This is a genomic window from Exiguobacterium sp. s122, from assembly GCF_018618475.1.
Taxonomy (GTDB): domain Bacteria; phylum Bacillota; class Bacilli; order Exiguobacteriales; family Exiguobacteriaceae; genus Exiguobacterium; species Exiguobacterium himgiriensis.
The window spans coordinates 198,176-220,337 of the sequence record NZ_JACSMD010000001.1 but is presented as its reverse complement, the minus strand read 5'-3'; the positions used below and the strand labels follow the sequence as shown (position 1 = coordinate 220,337).

Here is a 22,162-nt window from a genome sequence, read left to right as displayed (position 1 = left end):
CACCTCCTGCTTGTCTATTCCCGTTCTAATCCCAATTAAATATGAAGAAACACATCAAAAAAGCTGCAGACGTTTCGTCTGCAGCTTGAGAGAATTAAGGTTTCATGACCATCTTCGGTTTTTTCTTCAACGAATGGATGCCTTCGACGAAGCGGACTGTCCCAGACTTGGCACGCATGACGACCGAGTGCGTCTGTCCACCTTGTCCCGTGAACTGGACGCCCCGGAGCAATTCACCGTCCGTGACCCCGGTCGCGGCGAAGATGCAATCCTCGCCTTTGACGAGGTCATCAAGGAGGAGGATACGCCCTGTGTCGGCGATACCCATGTCTTGGCAACGTTTTTCTTGCGCCTCATCTTCTGGAAGAAGACGTCCTTGGAAGTCGCCGCCGAGACACTTCATGGCGACGGCGGCGATGACGCCTTCTGGTGCCCCGCCAGATCCGAGCAATAGATCGACACCTGTTTTCGGGAACGCGGTGTTGATTGCTGCAGCAACATCTCCGTCCGGAATTAACTTGATTCGAGCTCCCGTCGCGCGGACGCGTTGGATGATTTCTTCATGTCGCTCGCGATGTAAAATCGTGACAACGACATCTTCTACGTTCTTGCCTTTCGCCTTAGCGACGATTGCGATATTTTCTTCAATCGTATAATCGAGGCTAATCAAACCGGCTGCTTCCGGTCCAACTGCAATCTTATCCATGTACATGTCTGGTGCATGGAGCAAATCACCTGCATCTGCAACGGCAAGGACAGCAAGTGCCCCCCATGTCCCCGTTGCGACGATGCTCGTCCCTTCGAGCGGATCGACGGCGACATCGAGACGAGAGCCATAGCCGTTCCCGACTTTCTCGCCAATATAGAGCATCGGCGCCTCATCCATCTCGCCTTCCCCGATGACGACGATGCCTTTCATCGGAATCGTGTCAAAGACGTCACGCATCGCGGTCGTCGCCGCATCATCTGCCTCAACTTTTAAACCTTTCCCCATCCAACGGGCCGAAGCGAGCGCTGCCGCTTCCGTGACCCGGACCAATTCCATTGATAAACTACGTTCCACCCGAATTCTCCCCTTTGTTACTCGGCCTCATCTACCCAGACGAGTGCGCCGAGTCGTTTTAGTTTGCCGACAAAGTCGACGTATGAGTCGTGTAACCGTTCCGCATGAATCAATGTCGATTCACCGCTCGCTTGGAGTCCCGACAAGATGAGGGCTGCGCCGCTCCGTGCATCAGCACACTCCATCTCGGCGTTCGCGAGCGGGTTGCCGCCGCGAATGACGGCGGAGGCATCCTCGAGAGTGATTTGGGCATTCATCCGTCGCATCTCAGCGATGTGACGGAAGCGTTGGGCATAGAGTTTGTCTGTGACGATACTCGTCCCATCCGCTTTTAAAAGTGCGGCTGACATAATCGGTTGAAGGTCGGTCGGATAACCCGAGTAATGGAAGACACGAATATCGGTCGGCAGAAACGTCTTCGCCCGCACCGTGATCGCTTCTTCCCCGACTTCGACTTCGGCCCCATAGTCGCGCAACTTTTGAATGACCCCTTCAAGGTGATGCGGGATGACGTTTTGTACGGTCACCTCTCCGGATACCGCCCCGTAAATCATGAACGTCCCAGCTTCGAGCCGGTCCGGGATGAGCGTGTGCGTACAACCGTGCAAGCGCTCGACCCCTTTGATTCGAATCTCATCCGTCCCGGCGCCGACGACATGTGCCCCCATCGACGTGAGCATCGTGGCGACATCGACGACTTCTGGGTCAATCGCGGCGTTCTCGATGACGGTCGTCCCTTCGGCGAGGACTGCGGCGAGCATCGCGCTCACCGTCGCCCCGAATGAACGAAGATCGAGATAGATGCGATCGCCGACGAGCTTGTCAACTTGGACGTGATACAAACCTGACTCGTTCTCGACATGGATGCCGAGCCGTTCTAACGCTTTCAAATGCAAATCGATCGGTCGTGGACCAATCGCATATCCTCCGGGTAAGCCGACAGCCCCTTTTTTAAAGCGAGCCGCGAACACCCCAAGCAAGTAGACAGCAGCCCGAACTTTCCGTGTTTCGGAGCCGAGGAGCGGCATCGGGAAAGCATCTTTCGCGTGGAGCGTCATCCGCTCCCCGTCTCGCTCGACGGTGACACCGAGTTCTTGTAATAGATGTAGCATCACTTCGACGTCCTCGATGACCGGTACGTTTTCAATCGTGACCGGTTCCTCCGTTAGGAGCGCTGCGACGAGACACGGCAAGGCGCTTTGTTTGGCACCGCTAATGTCGACGCTGCCTTCTAGTTTTTGCTGTCCAACGATATGGAGAATTTCCACGATGATCAAAACCTTTCTGCGACGAGCTTATTTGGATTGAGCGTTGTTCCAATCCGCGAGGAACTGCTCGATTCCTTTGTCAGTGAGCGGATGTTTCATCATCTGTTCGATGACTTTATACGGTACAGTGGCGATGTCAGCGCCGAGAAGGGCTGCTTTCGTCGCGTGTACAGGGTGACGAACCGATGCGGCAATAATTTCCGTCTCAATGGCATGAATGGCAAAGATGTCGGCAATCGTCTCGATGAGGTCGAGTCCATCTTGACCGATATCATCAAGGCGTCCGATGAACGGTGATACGTAGGATGCGCCCGCACGTGCCGCAAGTAGCGCTTGGTTGGCGTTGAAGATGAGCGTTACGTTCGTCTTAATCCCGAGCTTCGCGAACTCATGGACCGATTCCATCCCGTCTGGTGTCATCGGTACCTTAACTGTAATATTCGGCGCGATGGCCGCAAGTTCCTTTCCTTCTTCCACCATACCCGCTGCATCGAGTGCAATAACTTCTGCACTGACTGAGAGATCCCCGACGATCTCACAAATCTCACGAAGTCGTGTATGGAAGTCGACGCCTTCTTTCGCGACGAGCGATGGATTGGTCGTCACACCCCCGATGACGCCCATCCGGTGGGCTTTCTTAATGTCTTCCACGTTAGCCGTGTCAATGAAAAAACGCATGTGTATTCCTCCTCGAAATGTGATCGCTTACACTCCTTATTATGAGGAAACCGACTCCGAATTGCCACACCATTTACGAGAATGCCGCGATTCCAATCATCGACGCCGCGAGCAACACGATGCCGAGGACGGTCCCAATCGCTGTCCACTTCATAATTTTTGCCTGCTTCACGTAATGCGCCTCGTGCGGGCCTTCACGTTGCCGTTCTATCCCATACGCCTCAATCCAGGCCGTCGCGGCCGTCGACTCGTCCGCTGGAATGTCCCCCGTGTAGAAGAACGGAATCAATTCATCCGGTTGTTGAAACAACAGAAAACGCTCTTCCCGTGTCGCGATGTTCGCCCCGATCCAATAGAGCCACTTCGGCGTGTAATAGAGCGGTGTGCCCTGGTCATGGAAATAAGCAATCCATCGTTCGAATTGATCGAGGTCACGTGGGTCGAACAAGATTTCGACGGATTCGTCCGCCGTCATGATGGCGAGCATCGGACAAAAGTCAATCGTCGGCCGCCCGATTGGTACGGTCGGGGACGGTTGCGTCTTTCGGACGATGGCTGGAAAGAAGACGACCTGCTCAATCGCTTCGAGCCGCACCGACTGTTCGACTGACTCCCCTGGCTCGACGCGCCACGTCACCCCGTTCAAATGGGTCGCCGTCATTTCATAGCGCGAGCGATGTCGTTCCTTCCAAAACAGTTGCCGGAACATATTGACGAACCAATATACTCCGAATCCCCCTAGTGCGACGATGGACAAGAGCGGAATCATGTAGGGTGCCGGGTTCAACCAAATAAAGATGAGCGGTGCAATCGTGATCATGCAGGCGAGGCCGGTGAGCATGAAGGCCGCCAACACATAAAAGATTCGCCAAAACAGTTCGGTCTGCGGTTCTGTATATTTCATCAAATCCCTCCTTGGTTGTTTTACGAACAAAAAGGAGAGAAGTTTCAACAAAAAAGTCGACCCTCCGAGGAGGGTCGACTTGTATAGACAGGATTACGCTTGGTTGCTTGAACCGAACTCACGCATCTTGCCAGTAACGACGTTGTAGATCGCTTCGATACCAGGTCCGATGATTTTACGTGGGTCATATACTTTCGAGTCAGCAGCGACTTTCTCACGTACCGCACGAGTCCACTCTTGTTGGCACTCTGTGTTGACGTTGATTTTGCTGTGGCCGAGCTCGATTGCTTTTTTGATTTGGTGCTCAGGAATACCTGATCCGCCGTGGAGGACGAGTGGAGTTTTCGTCGCTTCTGCGATTTCTTCCATCTCTTTGAAGCCGAGTTTTGGCTCGCCTTGGTATTCACCGTGTACAGAACCAAGTGCTGCTGCAAGAGCATCGACTTTCGCTTCTGTTACGACACGAACGCACTCGTCGAGGTCAGCATATTGTACGCCGCCAACAACGCCGTCTTCTTCGCCGCCGACTGTGCCGACTTCCGCTTCAACTGAAGCGCCTTTAGCGTGTGCATATTCAACGACTTGTTTCGTCATTTCGATGTTTTCGTCGATCGGGTGGTGTGAACCGTCGATCATGACTGACGTGAAGCCAGCGTCGATCGCTGCTTTACACTTGTCGAATGAAGAACCGTGGTCGAGATGGATTGCAACTGGAACAGTGATGTTGTAGTCGTGCATGAGACCTTCAACCATCTTCACAACAGTTGTGAAGCCACCCATGTACTTCGCCGCACCTTCTGATACACCGAGGATAACTGGTGATTTCTCGTCTTCCGCAGCGCGAAGAATCGCTTGCGTCCACTCGAGGTTGTTGATGTTGAATTGGCCTACTGCATACTTGCCTTCGAATGCTTTGTTAAGCATTTCTGTCATTGATACTAATGGCATAATGACATCCTCCTGTCTGTTCGCTATTGTGCACTTTGGGAAAAATGCCCCCGTGCAATTCGTTCCCATTATAACACACCGATAAACGTGTGCCTATGCTATTCGGGCATAGAAATGGCTCTGCGCAAGCGTTTACATATGTCATCTTGGTGACGAAACGTTAGATTTTCAAGACATCTTTTACTTTCGCAATCATCCCATAAATATCGAACGGCTTCTCAAATTGTGCTGTAATGCCAAGCCGTTGCACTTCTTCAAGCGTCGTCTTTTCCCCGAACGCCGTCATGATCATGACCGGGGTATCGATGTCTTGGTCGCGCATGTTTCGGAGCACTTCATGACCAAACATTCGTGGCATGTTCATATCGAGCAATACTAAGTCGTATCCGTTCTGTTCGAGTTTTTCCCAGGCCGATAGCCCGTCGTTCGCCGTATCGACCTCGATGCCGAGGTTCTGGAACACTTGGGCGAGCATCAAGCGAATCCCGTCCTGGTCGTCTGCGATTAACATGCGTGACATCCGTTACCCTTCTTTCCGTTATATGTGATGAATCCTCTACTTTTAACCATACCAAATCCGATTTCGTTTGACGACGCGTCAATTTGTAAAAGAAGGAAACAGCTTAACGTGCTGCTTCCTCAGCCGGTTCTAACTGAATCTCGATCGGCACATCCTGCTCTTCAATCCGTTCGAGCGACGTGACGTCCGTCTCATCTTTCACATATAACTTTACCACATCCCCTGGCGCGAGACGCTCGTCCGAATCGAACGTGAACGACCGCTTTTTATTTCTATCCCCGTACCCGATCGCCGTATAGACGTAAGCTGTCACTTCCCGGCTAACCGTGTCGGCATTCGGCACGCGCACATAATAGACGTCCGCAAATAATCGATTCGAGTCGATGGCGAACCACCCGATCATCGCCACGATCACGAGGAGAATCAGGAAGAGGCGACTTCGTCTCATCAAGATCCCTCCTTTTTTAATCATTATGCTTCCATACCATAATTCTGGCATTCCTAAACAAGATGTGCCTTGCTATACTGAAGCTACTCGATAAGACAGGAGACGCAATCGATGAAACAGTTGCTTAGCTTTTTACTATTTTTACTCGTCATGGCCGGCGGTGTCGCCGCGACCGTGGCGGTTTTCGGTGACGACAAGCGCACCATCGCCTTAGAGCAAATCATGTATGCAGAGGACGAAAACGTACCGCTCGCTACGTCCATCGATTTAGACCTCAGCGACATCCCTGAGACGTTCGCCTTGTTATCGGAAGTGTTCGATGAACCGATTTCAACAAGAAGTGTGAAACAAATCTATATGGACGTATCCGACCCGTCCTTAGATGAGCGCATCCTCCATCACATCGTCGACCTTGACGTCATGTTCGAGGGACGGATGACGACACTTACCGTCGAGGCGGAAGTGGATCGCGAAGACGGCGTCTATGTGATCTTTTACTTCAAAGGAGATGAGGACGTCGTGCTCGCACTTGATGATCGCATCAACGCGTATTATGAGGAGCTCGGCATATGAAAAAGACGGACCGAGTCGCTTGTTTCGACTCGGTCCGCCAAGATTCACACTTCGCTACGGCGAAGTTTTTTTATTCGACTGTTACGGGCACGACCGCGAGCTCGATCTCTTTCTCGACTTCGGCCCGTTCTTCTTCAAGACGTGCATCTGACCATTTGAAGACGTCGGCCATCGCGCGCAAGACGCCGTCTTTATGCTGTTGAACGAAATCGATATCGAAGAACATCGCACCTGTCCGACGGACGAGGAAGTCAATCGCCCGGACAACAGACTCTTCTTCGATGCCATATAGGAGCTGAGCATAGACGATCTCTGGGAGATGATAGGCGTTCGAATCCATCCGCTCCGTGACCCGGTCAATGTTCGACCCGTAAAGACGGACGAGCTGTTCGGCTTTGTCGTCCTCGATGCCAAGATTTTTCAATTCCGCTTTTTTCTTCGTCAAGAAGTCTTCGAACCCTTTCGAGCCCCCGACATGACCACCCGACATCGGCATATGCTTCGTCCGTGATGCGAGGAAGACGATGCCTTCTTCTTGTTTGAGCAGTTTCGCGACAAGGTCAACGACGAGTTCCGACATTTTCCGATAACCGGTCAACTTTCCACCCGCAATCGTGATCAGACCGCTCTCGGATTGCCAAATCTCGTCTTTTCGTGAAATCTCAGACGGGTCTTTTCCTTCCTCATAAATGAGCGGACGGATTCCGGCCCAACTCGATTCTACGTCGTCAGCCGTCACGTGAACGTCTGGGAACATGTAGTGAATCGCATCTAAAATATAGTCCCGGTCTTCCGTCGTCATGCGTGGATGGGCCTTGTCTTTATCAAAGAACGTATCCGTCGTGCCCACGTACGCTTTGCCTTCACGCGGAATCGCAAAGACCATCCGTCCGTCCGGTGTATCGAAGTAAATCGCTTGTTTGAGCGGGAACTTCGATTGGTCGATGACGAGGTGAATCCCTTTCGTCAAGCGGAGCATTTTACCCTTGTTCGACCCATCTTGCTCCCGAAGCACGTCAACCCACGGCCCTGTCGCGTTGATGACTTTTTTCGCGTACACTTCATACGTCTTGCCGTCAATTTGATCTTCGACGTTTACGCCGACGACTTTCCCGTGCTCATAAATCAACCCGGTCACTTTCGAATAGTTCATGAGGATTGCCCCATGGTTCGCCGCTTCTTTTGCGACTTCAATCGTCATCCGCGCGTCGTCCGTCCGATACTCGACGTAATAGCCGCCGCCGACGAGACCGTCTTTTTTGACGAGCGGTGCTTTTTTAATGACTTCTTCCGGTTTCAACATGACACGACGTTCGACTCGCTTTACTCCTGCTAAGAAGTCATACACCATCAAGCCGAGCGACGTCGAGAGCGGTCCGAACGTGCCACCCTTATGCATTGGGAGCAACATTTGTTCAGGCGTCGTCACGTGTGGCCCGTTCTCATAAACGATGGCACGTTCTTTCCCGACTTCAGCGACGAGCGCGATCTCAAACTGTTTCAAATATCGCAGGCCGCCATGGACGAGTTTCGTCGAACGGCTCGATGTCCCGGCAGCAAAATCCTGCATCTCGAGTACAGCCGTCTTCATCCCCCGTGAAGCAGCGTCAAGGGCAATCCCCGCGCCTGTGATCCCCCCACCGACGACAAGCACGTCGTAACGCTCACCTGTCAATTGTTCATATCGCGCGGCACGTTCTTTTGCTGAGAAGTTTCTGATTTCCATCTTGTTCCCTCCTATAATAAATCCGGTTCAAGGTATACAAAAAGAGACCACAACAAAACAAGGCTTCGCCCTCCCATGTCGTGGTCTCTCTGTAGTCTCCAACCGGTTATCAACTTTTCTTCTGTATTATACCCTATTCTCCCCACTTCAACCATCAAACCGCTCAGCGGACACGTGACGTGCAAATCGGAGAGCATCCTGCTCGCAATTTTGAAATCAGTTGACTAGACTTCAAAGTATCACGACGAAGGAGGAGTTTTCTATGCAACGCATGATTCAACCTTTCCAATTTAAAAACGGTGTCGAGGTCCATAACCGGCTCGTCTTGGCACCGATGACACATTATTCGTCTCAGCCGACAGGCGAGGTGTCGGAACACGAACTCGCTTATTACCGCAAGCGCGCGAAAAACGTCGGGCTCGCCATTACGGCGTGCGCCTATGTGACGGAAGACGGGAAAGGCTTCCCGAACGCGTTCGGCGTCAACGATGACAAATTCATTCCCGGCTTACGCCAACTCGCCGAAAGCCTTCAAGCAGAAGGCGCAAAAGCAATTCTGCAAATTTTCCATGCCGGACGCATGTCTCCACCCGAACTCGTCCCGAACGAACAACCGGTGAGCGCAAGTGCGGTCGCACCGGTCCGTGAAGGCGCCGTCACACCTCGTGCCCTCGAGACCGAGGAAGTCGAAGCAATTATTCAGGCGTTCGGTGAGGCGACACGTCGCGCCATCGAAGCCGGATTTGACGGTGTTGAGATTCACGGCGCGAACACATATTTGATTCAACAGTTCTTCTCACCTCATTCAAACCGACGAGACGATCGATTCGGCGGTGACGTACACGAACGTCTCACGTTCCCACGTGAAGTCATCCAGGCCGTCAAAGATGCAGCCAAAGATGCGGATAATTTCCTTGTCGGCTATCGATTCTCTCCGGAAGAAATCGAAGAGCCGGGCATCACACTCGACGATACGGACGTGTTACTCGACATGTTGCTCGAGGAAGGACTCGATTACATCCATGCTTCGTTATGGAACTTCAACGTCGCTTCGATGCGTAACGAGAACGTGACAGAGCGTTCCATCGACCGAATCGCCAAACGCATCAACGGTGCCGTCCCGCTCATCGGGGTCGGACAGCTTCAGCGTCCTGGCCAAGTCGAAGATGCACTTGACGTCATCGACCTCGCTGCACTCGGTCGCGAGCTGATCATTGATCCGGATTGGTTCGAGAAAGTAAAAGACGGACGTGAAGACGAGATTGAGACGGAGCTCGATTTGAACAAGCAAGCCGAACTCGCCGTTCCTGCCCCACTTTGGAACGCCATCACGACACGTGCCGGCTGGTTCCCGATTAAAGACCAAGCAGTCAAATAAAATCACCGGTTATCTGAAAAAGCGCGACGTCTCAACTGGAGACGTTGCGCTTTTCGTTTGCTTGCCATTCTTCTCTGAGCATGCCCATGCGAATCGAATCGTACCGGTTTCCACGGACGACACGAACTTGACGGATTCTACCTTCAAGCTGCATGCCGACTTTTTCAGCGACGCGTATCATGCGTTCATTACCCGACCATGTCGTCAAACCGACCCGGACTGTCGACAGCGTCGTGAACAAATGGTCGACCCAAAGCGAGAGCGCCTTCGTGCCGATCCCTCGGTTCCAACGATCGGCTTGATGCAAAATGATGCCGACTTCGAGCCACTCTTTCCCGGCATCTTCATAATAGAAGGAAACCGTTCCATATACGGTGCCCTCGACGTCAATCACCCACATGTCATCTCGATCGATGAACGTGTCCGCTGACGCCATAAAGACCTCTTTTGACATCGGCTTGTATTCGAAATAGGGAGCGTCCCATTGTTTCCATTCTGGCTGTGTATCTTTATACAACAAGGCCCAAACTCGTTCCAAGTCACGTGCTTCAATCGGTCGAATGATCGGTTCTGTCAGTTGGTTCATACCCTCTTCCTCTCTATCTGTTCATCCCTTACCATTTCGTGTTCTCAATTCGAATTTCCTTTTTTTCTTCTACGCCAGACGAGGGCGAGGATGACGAGAACGAGGCTAGCCGTCACGGAGCCGATCGCAAACGGACTCGCCCCGGTGAGAAACAGCTCGCCGAACGTCACCGAATAAGCGAGACCAAACGATGTCACGAGTTTGGCGGAGGCCGCAATCAGGACGAAACGGACGAACGGGACCCGGCTGAAGCCGGCAGCCAAGCAGATGACTTCATCCGGCAAGATGGGAATGATGAACAGGACGAGCAAGACGCCAAGCCCGTATTTACTGACATATCGGTCATACGTCGAGAGCTTATCCGGATCGAGCCACCGCATGACCCGCTCACGTCCAAAACGGGCTAACCCGTACATGACGACGATGCCGAGCGTCGTCGCCACACTCCCGATGAGCGCGGCGCGAAGCGGACCGAGCGCGACACTTCCAATCGGTACGCTGACCGCCTCAGGGATTGGCAACGCGATCGGTTGCAAGAAACTGAACGCCGCGAACACGAAGGCGGCCTGGTCCTCATAGCGGTCGAGCAAGCGGTCAAGGCCGTATGTGTCATATAAGACGAGTCCAAATGAAACGTAATAAATGAAGACGAACAACAAAAACAGGCTGAACGTCACTTTCAACATCTGCTTCAAATACGTACTCGACCCTTCCCGAATCGTCCGTAAGAGCCCAATCGTGAGTATGAGGAGCACAATCCCGCTCCAGCCAAGCTGATACGGCAATAAAAGCGTCGGCAGGACGACAAACGGCAACAGGCCGAGCAAAAGTAGGGCTACTCCGTACCCCCCATAAATCATCCATCGTTCCCGCATATCGCATCGCCCTCTCCCTGTTCTACTAGTAGTGTACCCGGATTTAGCCGTACATGTATCCATCTGAAGCAGTCACACTCCTCAGCCTTTTGTCCGATAAAAAAAGCCGCAGTCGACGACTGCGGCTTGCTGATTATTCGCCAAGTGAAGCTTGGATGAAGTCGTGGAACAAGCGCTGTGGGCGCTCAGGACGCGAGATGAGTTCTGGGTGGAACTGCGACGCGACGAACCACTTGTGTTCTGGAATCTCGATAATCTCGACGAGACGACCGTCCGGGCTCGTTCCTGAGAACTTGAACCCTTCTGCCTCGAACGCTTCACGGTACTCGTTGTTGAACTCGTAACGGTGACGATGGCGCTCGTAGACGAGCTCTTGGTTGTAAGCGGCGTGCGCTTTCGTCCCTTGTTCGAGTTTACATGGGTATAGGCCGAGGCGGAGCGTGCCGCCGAGGTCTTCGATGTCTTTTTGTTCCGGAAGTAAATCGATGATCGGATAGTTCGTCGATGGATCGATTTCTGCCGAATGGGCACCTTCAAGTTTCAAGACGTTCCGAGCGAATTCGACCGTCGCGAGTTGCATCCCGAGGCAAATCCCGAAGAACGGCACGTTGTTCTCACGAGCGAAACGCGTCGCTTCAATTTTCCCTTCAATCCCGCGCTCCCCGAATCCACCTGGGACGAGGATCCCGTCCGCGTCACCGAGAAGCGTCGCGACGTTTTCTGATGTCACGTCTTCAGCGTTGACCCAGTCGATGTCGATGTCGGCATTGAACGCGTAACCAGCATGTTTGAGCGATTCCGCGACCGAGATGTATGCGTCGCGAAGCTCAACATACTTCCCGACGAGGGCGATTTTCACTTTCTTCTCGAGGTGCGTGACCGTGTGGACGAGTTCTTTCCAAGCCGTCATGTCCGCTGCCGGTGTGTTGAAACCGAAGTAGTCGTTGACGAGTTGGTCCATCCCTTGTTTTTGAAGATTGAGCGGCACTTCATAAAGCGTCGATGCGTCTTGCGCCTCGATGACCGCTTCTTTCCGTGTATCACAGAAGAGCGCAATCTTCTCACGCATGTCTTCCGGGATATCGTGCTCCGTACGGAGGACGATGATGTCCGGTTGGATCCCGTAACTGCGAAGTTCTTTGACGCTATGTTGTGTCGGCTTCGTCTTCATCTCACCGGCTGCACGGAGATATGGGACGAGCGTACAATGCACGTACATGACGTTTTCTTTCCCGATGTCGTTTTTCACTTGGCGAATGGCTTCGATGAACGGAAGCGACTCGATGTCACCGACTGTTCCACCAATCTCTGTAATGACGACGTCCGCGTTCGTCTCGCGGCCGGCCCGGAAGACACGATCTTTAATCTCGTTCGTGATGTGCGGGATGACTTGGACGGTCCCCCCGTTGTAATCCCCACGGCGTTCTTTTTTCAAGACCGTCGAATAAATACGGCCCGACGTCACGTTCGCATTTTGCGACAAGTTGATATCGATGAAGCGCTCATAGTGCCCGAGGTCGAGGTCTGTCTCGGCGCCGTCGTCTGTGACGAACACTTCCCCGTGTTGGTACGGGCTCATCGTGCCCGGGTCGATGTTGATGTACGGGTCAAACTTTTGAATCGTCACGTTCAATCCTCGGTTTTTGAGTAGACGTGCGAGTGAAGCAGCTGTGATTCCTTTACCCAGTGAAGATACAACCCCACCTGTTACGAAAATATACTTTGTCATCATCCATTCTCCTCTCATGATTGCCCACTACGGGAAACAAAAAAACAAAAAAAGCAAAAGTGCCCCCACTGAAATGGAGGACACTTTTGCTGCATCGGCATGTGCTAAACGAGCCCATGACTAATTTACGCCAGAGACGATGCAGTCGTCAAGTCATTATTTTTTTCTTTTTCACGAGCTGCAAAAAAGAAAAAGAGACACGCCTAGCCGGGACAAATGCCCGGCTTTTTGCGGTCTCTTATAAATCATCCTCGTCTTCGACATCGAGGTCGTCGTCTAAGTCTTCGTCCTCGAAATCATCGAGGTCTGGAACTTTTTCGGCGTCGTCGTCTGTCTCAAACTCAGATGCATCAAAATCTTCACCTTTTGCAAAGACGTCGAGGTCGTCTTCGATGTCGACGATGCCTTCGTCCGTCTCATCGAGATCTTCTTCGAACTCGTCAAGCTCACCGCGCTGACGTGCTTCGATAACGAGATCTTCGTCCGACTTATCGAACGGATACCAAACACGAAGCGCCCAACGGTTCGCTCCCAAGTTGACGAATAGTCCGTCGATGTTCATGTCCGTGTAGAGTTGCGCGATTTTCTCGAGCTCTTCCTCTTCACTGGCGAACGTATAGTTTTGTCTGATTTGCTCACGGATTTCATCAAAGGATACTGGTTGCTCGCCAGTCTCTTGAAGAATCTCGTAAACGAAATCGATCAACGATTTATTCATTAAAGGACACTCCTTTTCCGTCACTTGTTAAACATCACTCCTCATTATAAACAAAAGCGATATGAAAAAGCTAGAGAAAATTGTTTCGACTTAATGCCGGACGATTTGACGCCAATAGACGGTGATGACGGCGACGTTCACTGTCCAAGTCACGGCGAGCACACCGACCATCCAACTTTTCGGGAGGGCGAAGGACAAGTCGGTATTGACCGTTTGGTCAACGGTCAGCCCGTATGCGAGGATGCCGAGCATGAGCGAAACTTGGGCGACGACCATACCGAACTTCTTCCATAATTGCATGACGAGCGCCGCGAACTCTTTATTCTCTCGATAGGCCGTATACAACTGCATGTGTCCGATGCTCGAATACATCGTTTGAATATAGCCATTGACGAACAAAACCGGGAGGAAGGCAATCGGATGCCAAAAGCCGAGGAAGAACGCGGCCGATGAGACGAGTAGAAACGAATACGGACGTTTGACACCTGGTACGACCTGACCGAATAATATCCAGCCGATGACCCCAAATAAAAACGGAACGAAGACATAAAAGAGCAATACGTTGAAGGAATAGAGGGCGAGGCTCGTGAAGACGGCCCCAATCAACGTCCACCCTCCGAACAGTCCGACGGCATACGCCAAGAACTGGACTTGGCGCGTCGATTTCGTCGTCACATAATTCCGTGTCTTCCGCTGAAGCAGGAGCCAGACCATATAGCTGACGAGGAGTAGCGTCAAGAAGAAAATCTCGAGATACCCACGCGTCCCTTCTAGTAGACTGACGAGTCGGCTGAGAAGTGTGAAAACGGTGACGACGAGAAACGCCCGAAGGAACAGCGTCGTCGAGAACGTCCATGTCGCTTCACGCGTCAGTGGGAGCTTTCGAACGAACAACCAAGGCAAGACGAGGCTGATTAAAAATAACAGGACCGCCAAATCATAGGAGCGGCTAAACGTATATAAGAACAAAGCAATCCAGGAGACGAGCAAGACGACGAGCGGAAGAGCACTTCCTCCTTGGTTTTTCGGAGAGAACTCTTTCAGTTGAGACAAAATCGTCGTCATCATCGTACCGACTCCAATCGACCCGACGCCGACGAGAAACGCACTCATTTCGATGCCCCAGGCGAACGGCACAAACCAACACACGAGTCCGATGGCTAAAACGAAAAGTGCCATTAGAAATGCTCGTTTTGAACCCATTCGACCGATGACATAAATCCAGACGAGAAGGCCAGACATACTGGCGACATAAAAGATCATGAACGGAATTACTCGACTCGCTCCCTCACCAAAACCCATGACCGCGAGAAATAGAATCTGAGGTAAGATTTGACTGCTGAGGGCACTGACAATCGTTAACAAAATGAAACTGTTTTTCATGAACGGCGCTCCTTTTCTCATCCAGTTATAGAATTTTATCTTTTTCATTCCCGATTCCTTCGGTTTGCACATCGATTTCTTCGTTTTTTCACAAATATGCCGATATAGAGGGGAACACACTTTAGCTTGAACAGACAAAGGAGAACTGACATGGTATTTTTTAAAAAATCATCCCCTGTTTATGTCGCATCCATCGGGTTTCCGGACGGCACGACAATTGCTACACCGAGTGACTCGGCTTTACATGGACGCACCCACTATATGGGCTATACGACACGGCAAGTCGAGCATCTGCGCACGATGGCCCCGCTTATTGAATCCGTGCTTGACGACGTACTCGAGAACGTCCTCGATCATCTGATGCTTCAACCTGAGATGGTTCAAATCGCCAACGCTGCTTCGACCCGAGAGCGACTCAAGAACGTGTTCGCCGACTACTTCCGTAGCCTATTGACAGGAAAAATGGACGAGAAGTTCCTCGCGATGCGAAAACGCATGGGCCAGACGCATCATCATTATGCAGTACCAGTCACATGGTTTCTCGCGACCTATGCCGCATTCAATACACTCCTCGTGCCAAAAGTCGTCGAGCATTATCAACACGATCCGGCCATGATGACCGAGGCGCTCCTCGCCTTATCTCATGCGATGAACTTAGACGCGCAAATCGTGACCGAGCAATATGTCGATGCTCGGCTCGATGAAATCGAAGCAGCGAGCACGGCCCGAGATGCCCTTCTCAGCGATATTAGTCATGTCAGTTCAGAAGTCGCAACGACGATGGAACGGACCGGTCATGCGATGTCCGAGACGAGCGAACGGGCCCATCAAGTGTTACGGGAAACCGAACAAACGGAACAAATGAGCCAACATTTGATGTCCCTCACGGAAACGAATCATCATCAAATCGGCCAAATGGAATCGGCGTTCACCCGCTCCACAACGTACGTCGATGCTTCGTTCGACCGTATTACGGCTTTAAAGGACGGATCGCAAGAAATCGTTAAAATGACACAAAGCATCGAGCAAATCGCCAACCAGACAAACTTGCTCGCTTTAAACGCATCCATCGAAGCGGCTCGTGCCGGAGAACATGGCAAAGGATTCGCCGTCGTCGCGACCGAGGTGCGCACACTTGCCGAACACGCCAAACAATTGAGTAGTCAAATCAATGGTCTCATCGATGAAAATGAGGCGAATATCGCTGCTTTACTTGAACAAATGAGACAGATGCATCATACAAATGATGAAGCGATGCAGCAATTGCACGCCGTTAAACAAGGATTTTCAACTGTAAAGGACGAGATGGGCAATTACGTCCTCTCATTCGAACGCAATAAACAAGATCTCGGTCAAATGGTCGACACAATCTCGGCGATCAATGAGACGACACAAGGATTGTCTCACCTTACGTCATCACTTTTAACGAAAGCAGAACATTAAACGAACACCCGGACGCTGCCCGTCCGGGTGTTTTCACATGAGTCGCGCCAAAAAGGCGGTCGCCACCCCGAAGTAGATGAGGAGTGACAGAATGTCGTTGATTGTCGTGATAAGCGGACCGGACGCGACGGCCGGGTCGACGTTCAACTTGTATAGGATGAGCGGGATAATCGTCCCGGCGAGTGTTCCAATAATGAGTGTCGCCAGGAGTGAACTTCCGACGACGAATCCAAGCGTCCAACTCCCTTGCCACACGAACGCGATAACGGCGATCAAAGCAGCACACGTGACGCCGATGATGACGCCGACCCACAGTTCGCGGAAGATGAGAGCCACGACTTGGCGGAACGTCAAATCGCGTGTCGCGAGCCCCCTTACGACAACGGCGAGCGATTGTGTCCCCGTATTCCCCGTCATGCCGGCAATCATCGGCATGAAGAACGCGAGTGCGACGACTTGTTCGAGCGTGCCGGAGAACCCATCGATAATACTGCCTGAAATTAAACCGATGAATAAGAGCAAGATGAGCCACGGCAAGCGACGATAGGCGGCAACGAGCGGTTTCGTATCAAAATCAATCGCCTTACCGGAAGCCGAGAGCTTCTCGATGTCTTCGTTCGCTTCTTGAATAACGATATCGAGCACGTCATCGACCGTGATGATGCCGACGAGCCGGTCTCCGTCCTCGACGACCGGAATCGAGATAAAGTCATAACGGTTAATCAGTTTAGCGACTTCCTCTTGATCGGTCATGACATCGACTTTGACGACGCGTTTATACATGACGTCTGCGACCGCGTCATCGATCTCCGCTAAAATCAAATCTTTGTACGAGATAACACCGACGAGGCGTTTATCGGCGTCGACGACGTATAAATAGTTCAAATACTCGGCGAGTGCCGCGAAGTCTTTCAATTTATCCACGGCTTGCCGAATCGTATAATGCTCTGGAATCCAGACGAACCGGTTGTTCATGAGCCTTCCGGCTGTCTCTTCCGGGTACGTCATCATGTTTTGAACGACGCTCGACTCTTCCTGTCTCATCTCCGACAACAGTTCCTCGACACGCTCTGGGTCGAGTTCGGACATGAACGACGTAACTTCGTCATTTTCCATCAAGTCGAGCACTTCGGACGTCCGTTCGAACCCGAGGCGATGCAACACTTGAAGCCGTGTCGTTTGATCAAGCTCTTGAATCATGTCGGTCATCTGTTCAAGCGTCAAATAGAGTAAAAACTTGTTTTGGTGCTTGCCCGGCAACAGCTTGTACTGCTGGGCGACGTCATACGGCTGGAGCTCATCGACGATGTCTTGGAATTCGGTCCGTCGCCCTTCTTTCAACGATTGGATAATGGCCAAGGCAATCTCATTGTCCGTCATCATTTCGACCATGCGATCACGTCCTCTACGAATTGTCTCTTCTTTCTTATTCCGATATTTACCCGTGTTGAAACTAAAAAGACCCGCTCCAGCATACGGAAACGGGTCATTAGCTTATTGAACGAGCGGTTCTGGTACATCAAGCGGAGCGAGCGAACGGTCGAGCAGTTCGACGACGTCGAACGTCCCGACGCTGTCATCGACTTCTTTCGCTTTCGTCCCGTCCGAGAGCATCGTCAAGCAATACGGGCAGGCCGATCCGATGACGGTCGGTTTTGTCTCGAGCAACTGCTCCGTCCGCGCGACGTTGACACGCGTACCGACTTTTTCCTCTTGCCACATGAGACCGCCGCCGGCCCCACAGCACATGCCGTTCTCACGGTTCCGCGCCGCTTCGACGAGTTCGACACCTGGTATGCGTTCTAAGACGAAACGCGGTGCGTCGTAAATACCGTTATAGCGTCCGAGGTAGCACGAATCGTGATAGACGACCCGTTCGTTCACAGTGAAGTCCGGTTTGACACGTCCCGTATCGAGCAACTCGGCGAGGAGCTCGGTATGGTGATACACTTTCACACCGGTGAGACCAAAGTCCGGGTATTCGTTTTTAAACGTGTTATACGCGTGCGGGTCCACCGTCACAATTTTCGTGACACCGTACTTCTCGAACAGTTTGATGTTGGCCTCGGCGAGTTCTTGGAACAACAACTCGTTCCCGATGCGGCGTGGCGTGTCGCCTGAGTTTTTCTCTTCGTTTCCGAGGATGGCGAACGAGACGCCGGCTTTGTTCAAGACGCTCGCGAAACTTTGTGCGACTTTTTGGCTACGGCTGTCGTACGAGCCCATTGCCCCGACCCAGAAGAGGAATTCGAATTCTTCGCCGGCCTTCTTCTTCTCTTTTGCCGTCGGGATGACGTGGTCGATGTCTTTACGCCAGTTCTCGCGCTCTTTCCGGTTCATCCCCCACGGGTTGCCTTGGCGCTCGATGTTGGCGACCGTTCGCTGTGCTTCCGGGTCCATCTTCCCTTCCATCATGACGAGATAGCGACGAAGGTCGATAATCTTGTCGACGTGCTCGTTCATGACCGGGCACTGGTCTTCACAGTTCCGGCACGTCGTACACGCCCAAATCTCTTCTTCCGTGATGACGTTGCCGATCAACTCGTCGGCGACGAGCATGTTCCCGTCCATCGCGGCCGCGGCAATCTCCGCGCCTTGCGTGTTCTGGAACAAGAGCGCCGGCGCCCACGGTGATTTCCGTGTGATGGCGGCCCCTTTCATGTTCATATGGTCGCGCAGCTTGACGATGAGGTCCATCGGTGACAGCATCTTCCCGGTACCGGTCGCTGGGCAGACGTTCGTACAGCGGCCGCACTCGACACAAGCGTACAAGTCGACGAGCTGTTTTTGGTTAAAGTCTTCAATCTTGTTGACCCCAAAGACGATCTCTTCATCCGACTCTTCAGCTTCTTCCATCGCCGAGAAATCAACGGGTGCGAGACGACCGACTTTATGTGTCCGGCCAAGCCAAACGTTGAGCGTCCCGGCAATCAAATGGGCGTGCTTGCCTTGCGGAATATACACCATAAAGCTGAGTAAGAACAACAGGTGTAGCCACCAGAAGACGATGAAGAGCGCGAATGCGACGCCGCCCGGTACCCAAGCGAACGCCGAGCCGATGATGGTCGCGACCGGCTCCCCCCACATCGGGAGCTCTTCTTTATAAACGAGGTAAAAGCCGTTCCCGAATAAGACGGAAACCATGAGCCCGCCGATAAAAATGAGCGCGAGTCCAGCTAAGAAGTTTCGTTTCAAGCGTACAAGTTTCTCAATATAACGGCGGTAGAATCCCCAAACGACCGCGACGAGAATCATCAGCATGACGATTTCTTGCATAAATGTGAAAATCGGATAGAGCGGACCGAGCGGCACGTGCGGGAAGCGTGTCCCGACGGCGAGCCCTTTCCAAATGAAGTCGATCGCCCCGAACTGCACGAGGATGAACCCATAGAACATCATGACGTGAATGATGCCGCTCTTCTTATCTTTCAGCAATTTCTTTTGCCCGAACACGTTGATCATCACCTGTTCAAGCCGTTCTTTGTTCGTCTGGCTCCATTCTGCCTTCTTCCCGAGCTTGATGAACGTGTAACGCTGATAAACGAGCGACGCGAACAAGTACAAGCCGTAACCGAGAACGAGCAGGAAGAGAATCCAGTTGACGATTAAAAATGTAGACATCCCCAACATCCCCCTTAATGAAAACGGATTCATTCTTGGAATCAGTATACCAAACAATGAATGAACAGTCATTCATTTTCTTGAACGAACTTAAAAATAGAGTACGTGCTTCAAGATGAGGAGAAGTCCTCCGTAGATGGTCACGGCGAGCACGAACGTGCGGAAGTGAAGATTCCGGTCGGCCGGCAACTCAAATTTGACGATGTTCAGAATCATCGCCCCTGCGACAAACGCAAACACAATCGTCTCGACGTGCGACGCCAAGTCGACGTAGCGAGCGATGTAGCCTGTGACGAGAATGCCGATTGTGAAAAAGTAGCGTCCTTGCGTCAAATAGATTTCACCATAATGGCGATACAAATCGTGACCGACAGCGAGGAAATGGACGCCAAGTGCGGTCGCATAAAACATTTGGGCGACGTTCGTCACCGACGTCTCCGTCACGACGTATGCCGAGAACGACATATACGCCGTGAGGAGCGTCACTTGAAGCCAATACGAGACGTTTCGATCAAGTGTTTCATCTTGAAAGTGAGGCGTCCGCACAAATCGCATCGTCCCATAAAAGACGGTGAACCCGATCAGGCTGACAACATAAATCTCTGAAGGTAAGGCAAGATCGAGCCAATCGACACGAAGCGTGTCTTGGCGCTTATTGAGCGATGGAAGCAAGTACATGAAGAAATACGTGATGGCAATCCCGCTCGAAAACGAGAACCACTTCTTCGACGGGATTCGGTCCCGCGGGAACAAATAAATCCCGAAGAAGTTGATGGCCGCCAAATACACCACAATCCAGTCGCCCATGTGTCGTCACCCTTTCAGCTCAATCCAAAACCGCTCGACAATCGTCCCATCCTTTTCTGTGAACGGCGTGTCCGGTACCCCGCCGTTACGCAAGATGACTTGTTTCGAGGCAACGTTTGTTCGATTGCACGTGATTAATGCACGCTCGATGCCGAGCGACTTCGCCTTCTCGAGGGCGAGCGCGAGCTGTTTTGTCGCAAGTCCCCGACCCCGTGCACTCGGTTTAATGCCGTAGCCGATATGGCCACCAAAATTGAGTAACTGTTCGTTCAGTTCGTGCCGAATGTTGGCCGCCCCGAGCAATTCTTCCCCGTCGGTCAACCAATACGTCGTGCTCGGTACCCAGCCGACGTTTTCCGCGCGTACTTCACGCGCACGGATTTCTTTGACATACGTCTCGAAGTCCGACGCATCTCCATCGACCGCATTCGGGACGATCCGTTCATCCCGTTCGCGCCACTCCTTCAAAAATGCATGCACGTGCTCTTCTTGGTCCATCGATGTCTTCACAAGACGTAACATCGCCCTTCCCCCTTATGTGTATGTATAAAAAAGACCGCAGTGCGGCCTTATTCTTCGAGTCCTAATCGTGCTGGCATTTCCGGTGCAATCTTTCGTGCATCCTCGAGCCTACCGGCATCGACAAGCGTATGGAAACGTAAAAACTCCTCATGCGTTGCGTCGCCAATCGCAGCCAAATAGTCGACATAGCGCTCGTACACCGCCTTGTCTTCCGGACGGGCCTCGATTAAGGCGAGGTACAGCCGGACCGTGTCTTCCCCATAAAGGAGCGGGAACTCATCGTTCAATTGGAGCAGTTTGTCGACCGAATCCATGTCGACACCTGTCTCGTTATCATAATGTCCCATGACGTGCTCTGCATGGTCTTCGAGACGGCCGCGCCACTCCTCATAGTCGTCCTCGTTCGTCTCAAGCATCTCGAACCAGTCTTCGTTCAACATCTCTTCAATCTTTTTTACTCGATCTTGAAAGTTCATGCTTCGTCTCCTCCTTCAAACGTCCATGTGACGTCGACTGCGTACGTGCCGGCCACATCGTCGTTCATCGATAGTGCATAGTCGAATCGGCAACGGCCGTCTGAAACGTCAAGACGTTCTGTCGTCGTCGCCATCGTCATCGCCATATAAGGGTTTTTGTATACACTCTGTGTCAACCGTCCCTCGATGAACGAATGGTTCATCTCGATCGGTCCTTTACAGATGAGGGCGAGCCATCCCGTCGTATATTTTAACGTCGTCGGCACGATGCCGTCCTCACGCTCTTGATCAAACGTCAAGACGAAGCCCGTCTTCAGTTCATAATAGAGCCCGTCCGCGACGAGCACGATCGGTTCATCGAGCTCGCTCATCTTCGTCGTCTGACGGACACGGACTCGTTTCGGTTCAATTGCCATGATGATTCCCCTTTCCGCCGTCCCATCGTACCATACCTCACAAACGGTCCGGAATCGCTAACTTTTTCTTTCCCGGTTCA

The 22,162-nt window shown here is 52.1% G+C and carries 22 protein-coding genes; 3 read left to right on the top strand and 19 right to left on the bottom strand.

Annotation, left to right across the window (positions count from 1 at the left end; genetic code table 11):
• Positions 1 to 94: 94 nt before the first annotated feature.
• From glpX to KNP92_RS01185, 7 genes are all read right to left on the bottom strand, one after another.
• On the bottom strand, positions 95 to 1,063 hold the full coding sequence (gene glpX, locus KNP92_RS01215; protein ID WP_214835730.1) for a class II fructose-bisphosphatase: 969 nt from the start codon (positions 1,061 to 1,063) through the stop codon (positions 95 to 97).
• Between the two features lie 17 nt (positions 1,064 to 1,080).
• Positions 1,081 to 2,331 (bottom strand): UDP-N-acetylglucosamine 1-carboxyvinyltransferase, encoded by a 1,251-nt coding sequence (murA, locus tag KNP92_RS01210; protein ID WP_214835727.1) that lies wholly within the window; start codon positions 2,329 to 2,331, stop codon positions 1,081 to 1,083.
• Positions 2,332 to 2,358: 27 nt separating this feature from the next.
• Positions 2,359 to 3,009 (bottom strand): fructose-6-phosphate aldolase, encoded by a 651-nt coding sequence (gene fsa, locus KNP92_RS01205; RefSeq protein WP_214835710.1) that lies wholly within the window; start codon positions 3,007 to 3,009, stop codon positions 2,359 to 2,361.
• Positions 3,010 to 3,082: 73 nt separating this feature from the next.
• On the bottom strand, positions 3,083 to 3,913 hold the full coding sequence (locus KNP92_RS01200) for a hypothetical protein (protein WP_034807574.1): 831 nt from the start codon (positions 3,911 to 3,913) through the stop codon (positions 3,083 to 3,085).
• A 93-nt stretch (positions 3,914 to 4,006) separates the two neighbouring features.
• The gene (fba, locus tag KNP92_RS01195) at positions 4,007 to 4,861 is read right to left on the bottom strand and encodes a class II fructose-1,6-bisphosphate aldolase (RefSeq protein ID WP_214835707.1); all 855 of its coding nucleotides are present in this window, start codon (positions 4,859 to 4,861) and stop codon (positions 4,007 to 4,009) included.
• 160 nt (positions 4,862 to 5,021) lie between these two features.
• A complete protein-coding gene (locus KNP92_RS01190) occupies positions 5,022 to 5,381 on the bottom strand; it encodes a response regulator (protein ID WP_251136351.1) in 360 nt (119 codons plus the stop codon).
• A 103-nt stretch (positions 5,382 to 5,484) separates the two neighbouring features.
• On the bottom strand, positions 5,485 to 5,829 hold the full coding sequence (locus tag KNP92_RS01185; protein ID WP_214835704.1) for a YxeA family protein: 345 nt from the start codon (positions 5,827 to 5,829) through the stop codon (positions 5,485 to 5,487).
• Positions 5,830 to 5,940: 111 nt separating this feature from the next.
• Here KNP92_RS01185 and KNP92_RS01180 point away from each other — a divergent pair, with 111 nt between their 5' ends.
• Positions 5,941 to 6,402, top strand: a complete 462-nt coding sequence (locus tag KNP92_RS01180) for a hypothetical protein (RefSeq protein ID WP_214835702.1) — start codon at positions 5,941 to 5,943, stop codon at positions 6,400 to 6,402.
• Positions 6,403 to 6,472: 70 nt separating this feature from the next.
• On the opposite strand, the gene KNP92_RS01175 is transcribed toward KNP92_RS01180, so the two are convergent.
• On the bottom strand, positions 6,473 to 8,128 hold the full coding sequence (locus KNP92_RS01175) for a glycerol-3-phosphate dehydrogenase/oxidase (protein WP_251136350.1): 1,656 nt from the start codon (positions 8,126 to 8,128) through the stop codon (positions 6,473 to 6,475).
• A 262-nt stretch (positions 8,129 to 8,390) separates the two neighbouring features.
• Here KNP92_RS01175 and KNP92_RS01170 point away from each other — a divergent pair, with 262 nt between their 5' ends.
• Positions 8,391 to 9,506 carry an NADH-dependent flavin oxidoreductase gene (locus KNP92_RS01170; protein WP_214835699.1) on the top strand — a complete coding sequence of 372 codons (1,116 nt, stop codon included), beginning with the start codon at positions 8,391 to 8,393 and terminating at the stop codon, positions 9,504 to 9,506.
• Between the two features lie 31 nt (positions 9,507 to 9,537).
• Here KNP92_RS01170 and KNP92_RS01165 read toward each other — a convergent pair whose 3' ends face one another.
• From KNP92_RS01165 to KNP92_RS01145, 5 genes are all read right to left on the bottom strand, one after another.
• Positions 9,538 to 10,092, bottom strand: a complete 555-nt coding sequence (locus KNP92_RS01165) for a GNAT family N-acetyltransferase (protein ID WP_214835697.1) — start codon at positions 10,090 to 10,092, stop codon at positions 9,538 to 9,540.
• Positions 10,093 to 10,136: 44 nt separating this feature from the next.
• Positions 10,137 to 10,967, bottom strand: coding sequence for a TVP38/TMEM64 family protein (locus KNP92_RS01160; protein WP_214835680.1), 831 nt, complete (start codon positions 10,965 to 10,967; stop codon positions 10,137 to 10,139).
• A gap of 133 nt (positions 10,968 to 11,100) precedes the next feature.
• Positions 11,101 to 12,696, bottom strand: a complete 1,596-nt coding sequence (locus KNP92_RS01155; RefSeq protein WP_034807595.1) for a CTP synthase — start codon at positions 12,694 to 12,696, stop codon at positions 11,101 to 11,103.
• A gap of 238 nt (positions 12,697 to 12,934) precedes the next feature.
• Positions 12,935 to 13,414: a DNA-directed RNA polymerase subunit delta gene (gene rpoE, locus KNP92_RS01150; protein WP_051622659.1), complete on the bottom strand. Its 480-nt coding sequence runs from the start codon at positions 13,412 to 13,414 to the stop codon at positions 12,935 to 12,937.
• A 90-nt stretch (positions 13,415 to 13,504) separates the two neighbouring features.
• Positions 13,505 to 14,818 carry a hypothetical protein gene (locus KNP92_RS01145; RefSeq protein ID WP_251136349.1) on the bottom strand — a complete coding sequence of 438 codons (1,314 nt, stop codon included), beginning with the start codon at positions 14,816 to 14,818 and terminating at the stop codon, positions 13,505 to 13,507.
• A gap of 129 nt (positions 14,819 to 14,947) precedes the next feature.
• Between KNP92_RS01145 and KNP92_RS01140 the strand changes: the two genes are divergently transcribed.
• The gene (locus tag KNP92_RS01140; RefSeq protein WP_214835678.1) at positions 14,948 to 16,240 is read left to right on the top strand and encodes a methyl-accepting chemotaxis protein; all 1,293 of its coding nucleotides are present in this window, start codon (positions 14,948 to 14,950) and stop codon (positions 16,238 to 16,240) included.
• A 33-nt stretch (positions 16,241 to 16,273) separates the two neighbouring features.
• On the opposite strand, the gene mgtE is transcribed toward KNP92_RS01140, so the two are convergent.
• The 6 genes from mgtE to KNP92_RS01110 all read right to left on the bottom strand — a co-directional run bounded on the left by mgtE (position 16,274) and on the right by KNP92_RS01110 (position 22,082).
• Complete coding sequence (gene mgtE, locus KNP92_RS01135) at positions 16,274 to 17,632, bottom strand: magnesium transporter (protein ID WP_214835675.1); 1,359 nt, start codon at positions 17,630 to 17,632, stop codon at positions 16,274 to 16,276.
• A gap of 102 nt (positions 17,633 to 17,734) precedes the next feature.
• Positions 17,735 to 19,861, bottom strand: a complete 2,127-nt coding sequence (locus tag KNP92_RS01130; RefSeq protein WP_214835672.1) for a (Fe-S)-binding protein — start codon at positions 19,859 to 19,861, stop codon at positions 17,735 to 17,737.
• Between the two features lie 90 nt (positions 19,862 to 19,951).
• Positions 19,952 to 20,668: a hypothetical protein gene (locus KNP92_RS01125; protein ID WP_214835669.1), complete on the bottom strand. Its 717-nt coding sequence runs from the start codon at positions 20,666 to 20,668 to the stop codon at positions 19,952 to 19,954.
• Between the two features lie 6 nt (positions 20,669 to 20,674).
• On the bottom strand, positions 20,675 to 21,190 hold the full coding sequence (locus KNP92_RS01120) for a GNAT family N-acetyltransferase (RefSeq protein WP_214835666.1): 516 nt from the start codon (positions 21,188 to 21,190) through the stop codon (positions 20,675 to 20,677).
• A gap of 47 nt (positions 21,191 to 21,237) precedes the next feature.
• Positions 21,238 to 21,666, bottom strand: coding sequence for a hypothetical protein (locus tag KNP92_RS01115; protein ID WP_214835664.1), 429 nt, complete (start codon positions 21,664 to 21,666; stop codon positions 21,238 to 21,240).
• Complete coding sequence (locus tag KNP92_RS01110) at positions 21,663 to 22,082, bottom strand: YwiB family protein (protein ID WP_214835661.1); 420 nt, start codon at positions 22,080 to 22,082, stop codon at positions 21,663 to 21,665. The genes KNP92_RS01115 and KNP92_RS01110 overlap by 4 nt, the downstream gene beginning before the upstream one ends.
• Positions 22,083 to 22,162: the final 80 nt, after the last annotated feature.

Excerpts from the sequence above, each read along its gene's own strand:
- KNP92_RS01165 (WP_214835697.1), bottom strand. The coding sequence starts at position 10,092 with ATGAACCAACTGACAGAACCGATCATTCGACCGATTGAAGCACGTGAC.
- KNP92_RS01130 (WP_214835672.1), bottom strand. The coding sequence starts at position 19,861 with ATGTCTACATTTTTAATCGTCAACTGGATTCTCTTCCTGCTCGTTCTC.
- KNP92_RS01190 (WP_251136351.1), bottom strand. The coding sequence starts at position 5,381 with ATGTCACGCATGTTAATCGCAGACGACCAGGACGGGATTCGCTTGATG.
- KNP92_RS01200 (WP_034807574.1), bottom strand. The coding sequence starts at position 3,913 with ATGAAATATACAGAACCGCAGACCGAACTGTTTTGGCGAATCTTTTAT.
- KNP92_RS01140 (WP_214835678.1), top strand. The coding sequence starts at position 14,948 with ATGGTATTTTTTAAAAAATCATCCCCTGTTTATGTCGCATCCATCGGG.
- fsa (WP_214835710.1), bottom strand. The coding sequence starts at position 3,009 with ATGCGTTTTTTCATTGACACGGCTAACGTGGAAGACATTAAGAAAGCC.
- mgtE (WP_214835675.1), bottom strand. The coding sequence starts at position 17,632 with ATGGTCGAAATGATGACGGACAATGAGATTGCCTTGGCCATTATCCAA.
- KNP92_RS01155 (WP_034807595.1), bottom strand. The coding sequence starts at position 12,696 with ATGACAAAGTATATTTTCGTAACAGGTGGGGTTGTATCTTCACTGGGT.
- KNP92_RS01120 (WP_214835666.1), bottom strand. The coding sequence starts at position 21,190 with ATGTTACGTCTTGTGAAGACATCGATGGACCAAGAAGAGCACGTGCAT.
- KNP92_RS01170 (WP_214835699.1), top strand. The coding sequence starts at position 8,391 with ATGCAACGCATGATTCAACCTTTCCAATTTAAAAACGGTGTCGAGGTC.
- KNP92_RS01145 (WP_251136349.1), bottom strand. The coding sequence starts at position 14,818 with ATGAGAAAAGGAGCGCCGTTCATGAAAAACAGTTTCATTTTGTTAACG.
- fba (WP_214835707.1), bottom strand. The coding sequence starts at position 4,861 with ATGCCATTAGTATCAATGACAGAAATGCTTAACAAAGCATTCGAAGGC.
- KNP92_RS01115 (WP_214835664.1), bottom strand. The coding sequence starts at position 21,666 with ATGAACTTTCAAGATCGAGTAAAAAAGATTGAAGAGATGTTGAACGAA.
- KNP92_RS01185 (WP_214835704.1), bottom strand. The coding sequence starts at position 5,829 with ATGAGACGAAGTCGCCTCTTCCTGATTCTCCTCGTGATCGTGGCGATG.
- rpoE (WP_051622659.1), bottom strand. The coding sequence starts at position 13,414 with ATGAATAAATCGTTGATCGATTTCGTTTACGAGATTCTTCAAGAGACT.
- KNP92_RS01110 (WP_214835661.1), bottom strand. The coding sequence starts at position 22,082 with ATGGCAATTGAACCGAAACGAGTCCGTGTCCGTCAGACGACGAAGATG.
- KNP92_RS01160 (WP_214835680.1), bottom strand. The coding sequence starts at position 10,967 with ATGCGGGAACGATGGATGATTTATGGGGGGTACGGAGTAGCCCTACTT.
- KNP92_RS01175 (WP_251136350.1), bottom strand. The coding sequence starts at position 8,128 with ATGGAAATCAGAAACTTCTCAGCAAAAGAACGTGCCGCGCGATATGAA.
- KNP92_RS01125 (WP_214835669.1), bottom strand. The coding sequence starts at position 20,668 with ATGGGCGACTGGATTGTGGTGTATTTGGCGGCCATCAACTTCTTCGGG.
- KNP92_RS01180 (WP_214835702.1), top strand. The coding sequence starts at position 5,941 with ATGAAACAGTTGCTTAGCTTTTTACTATTTTTACTCGTCATGGCCGGC.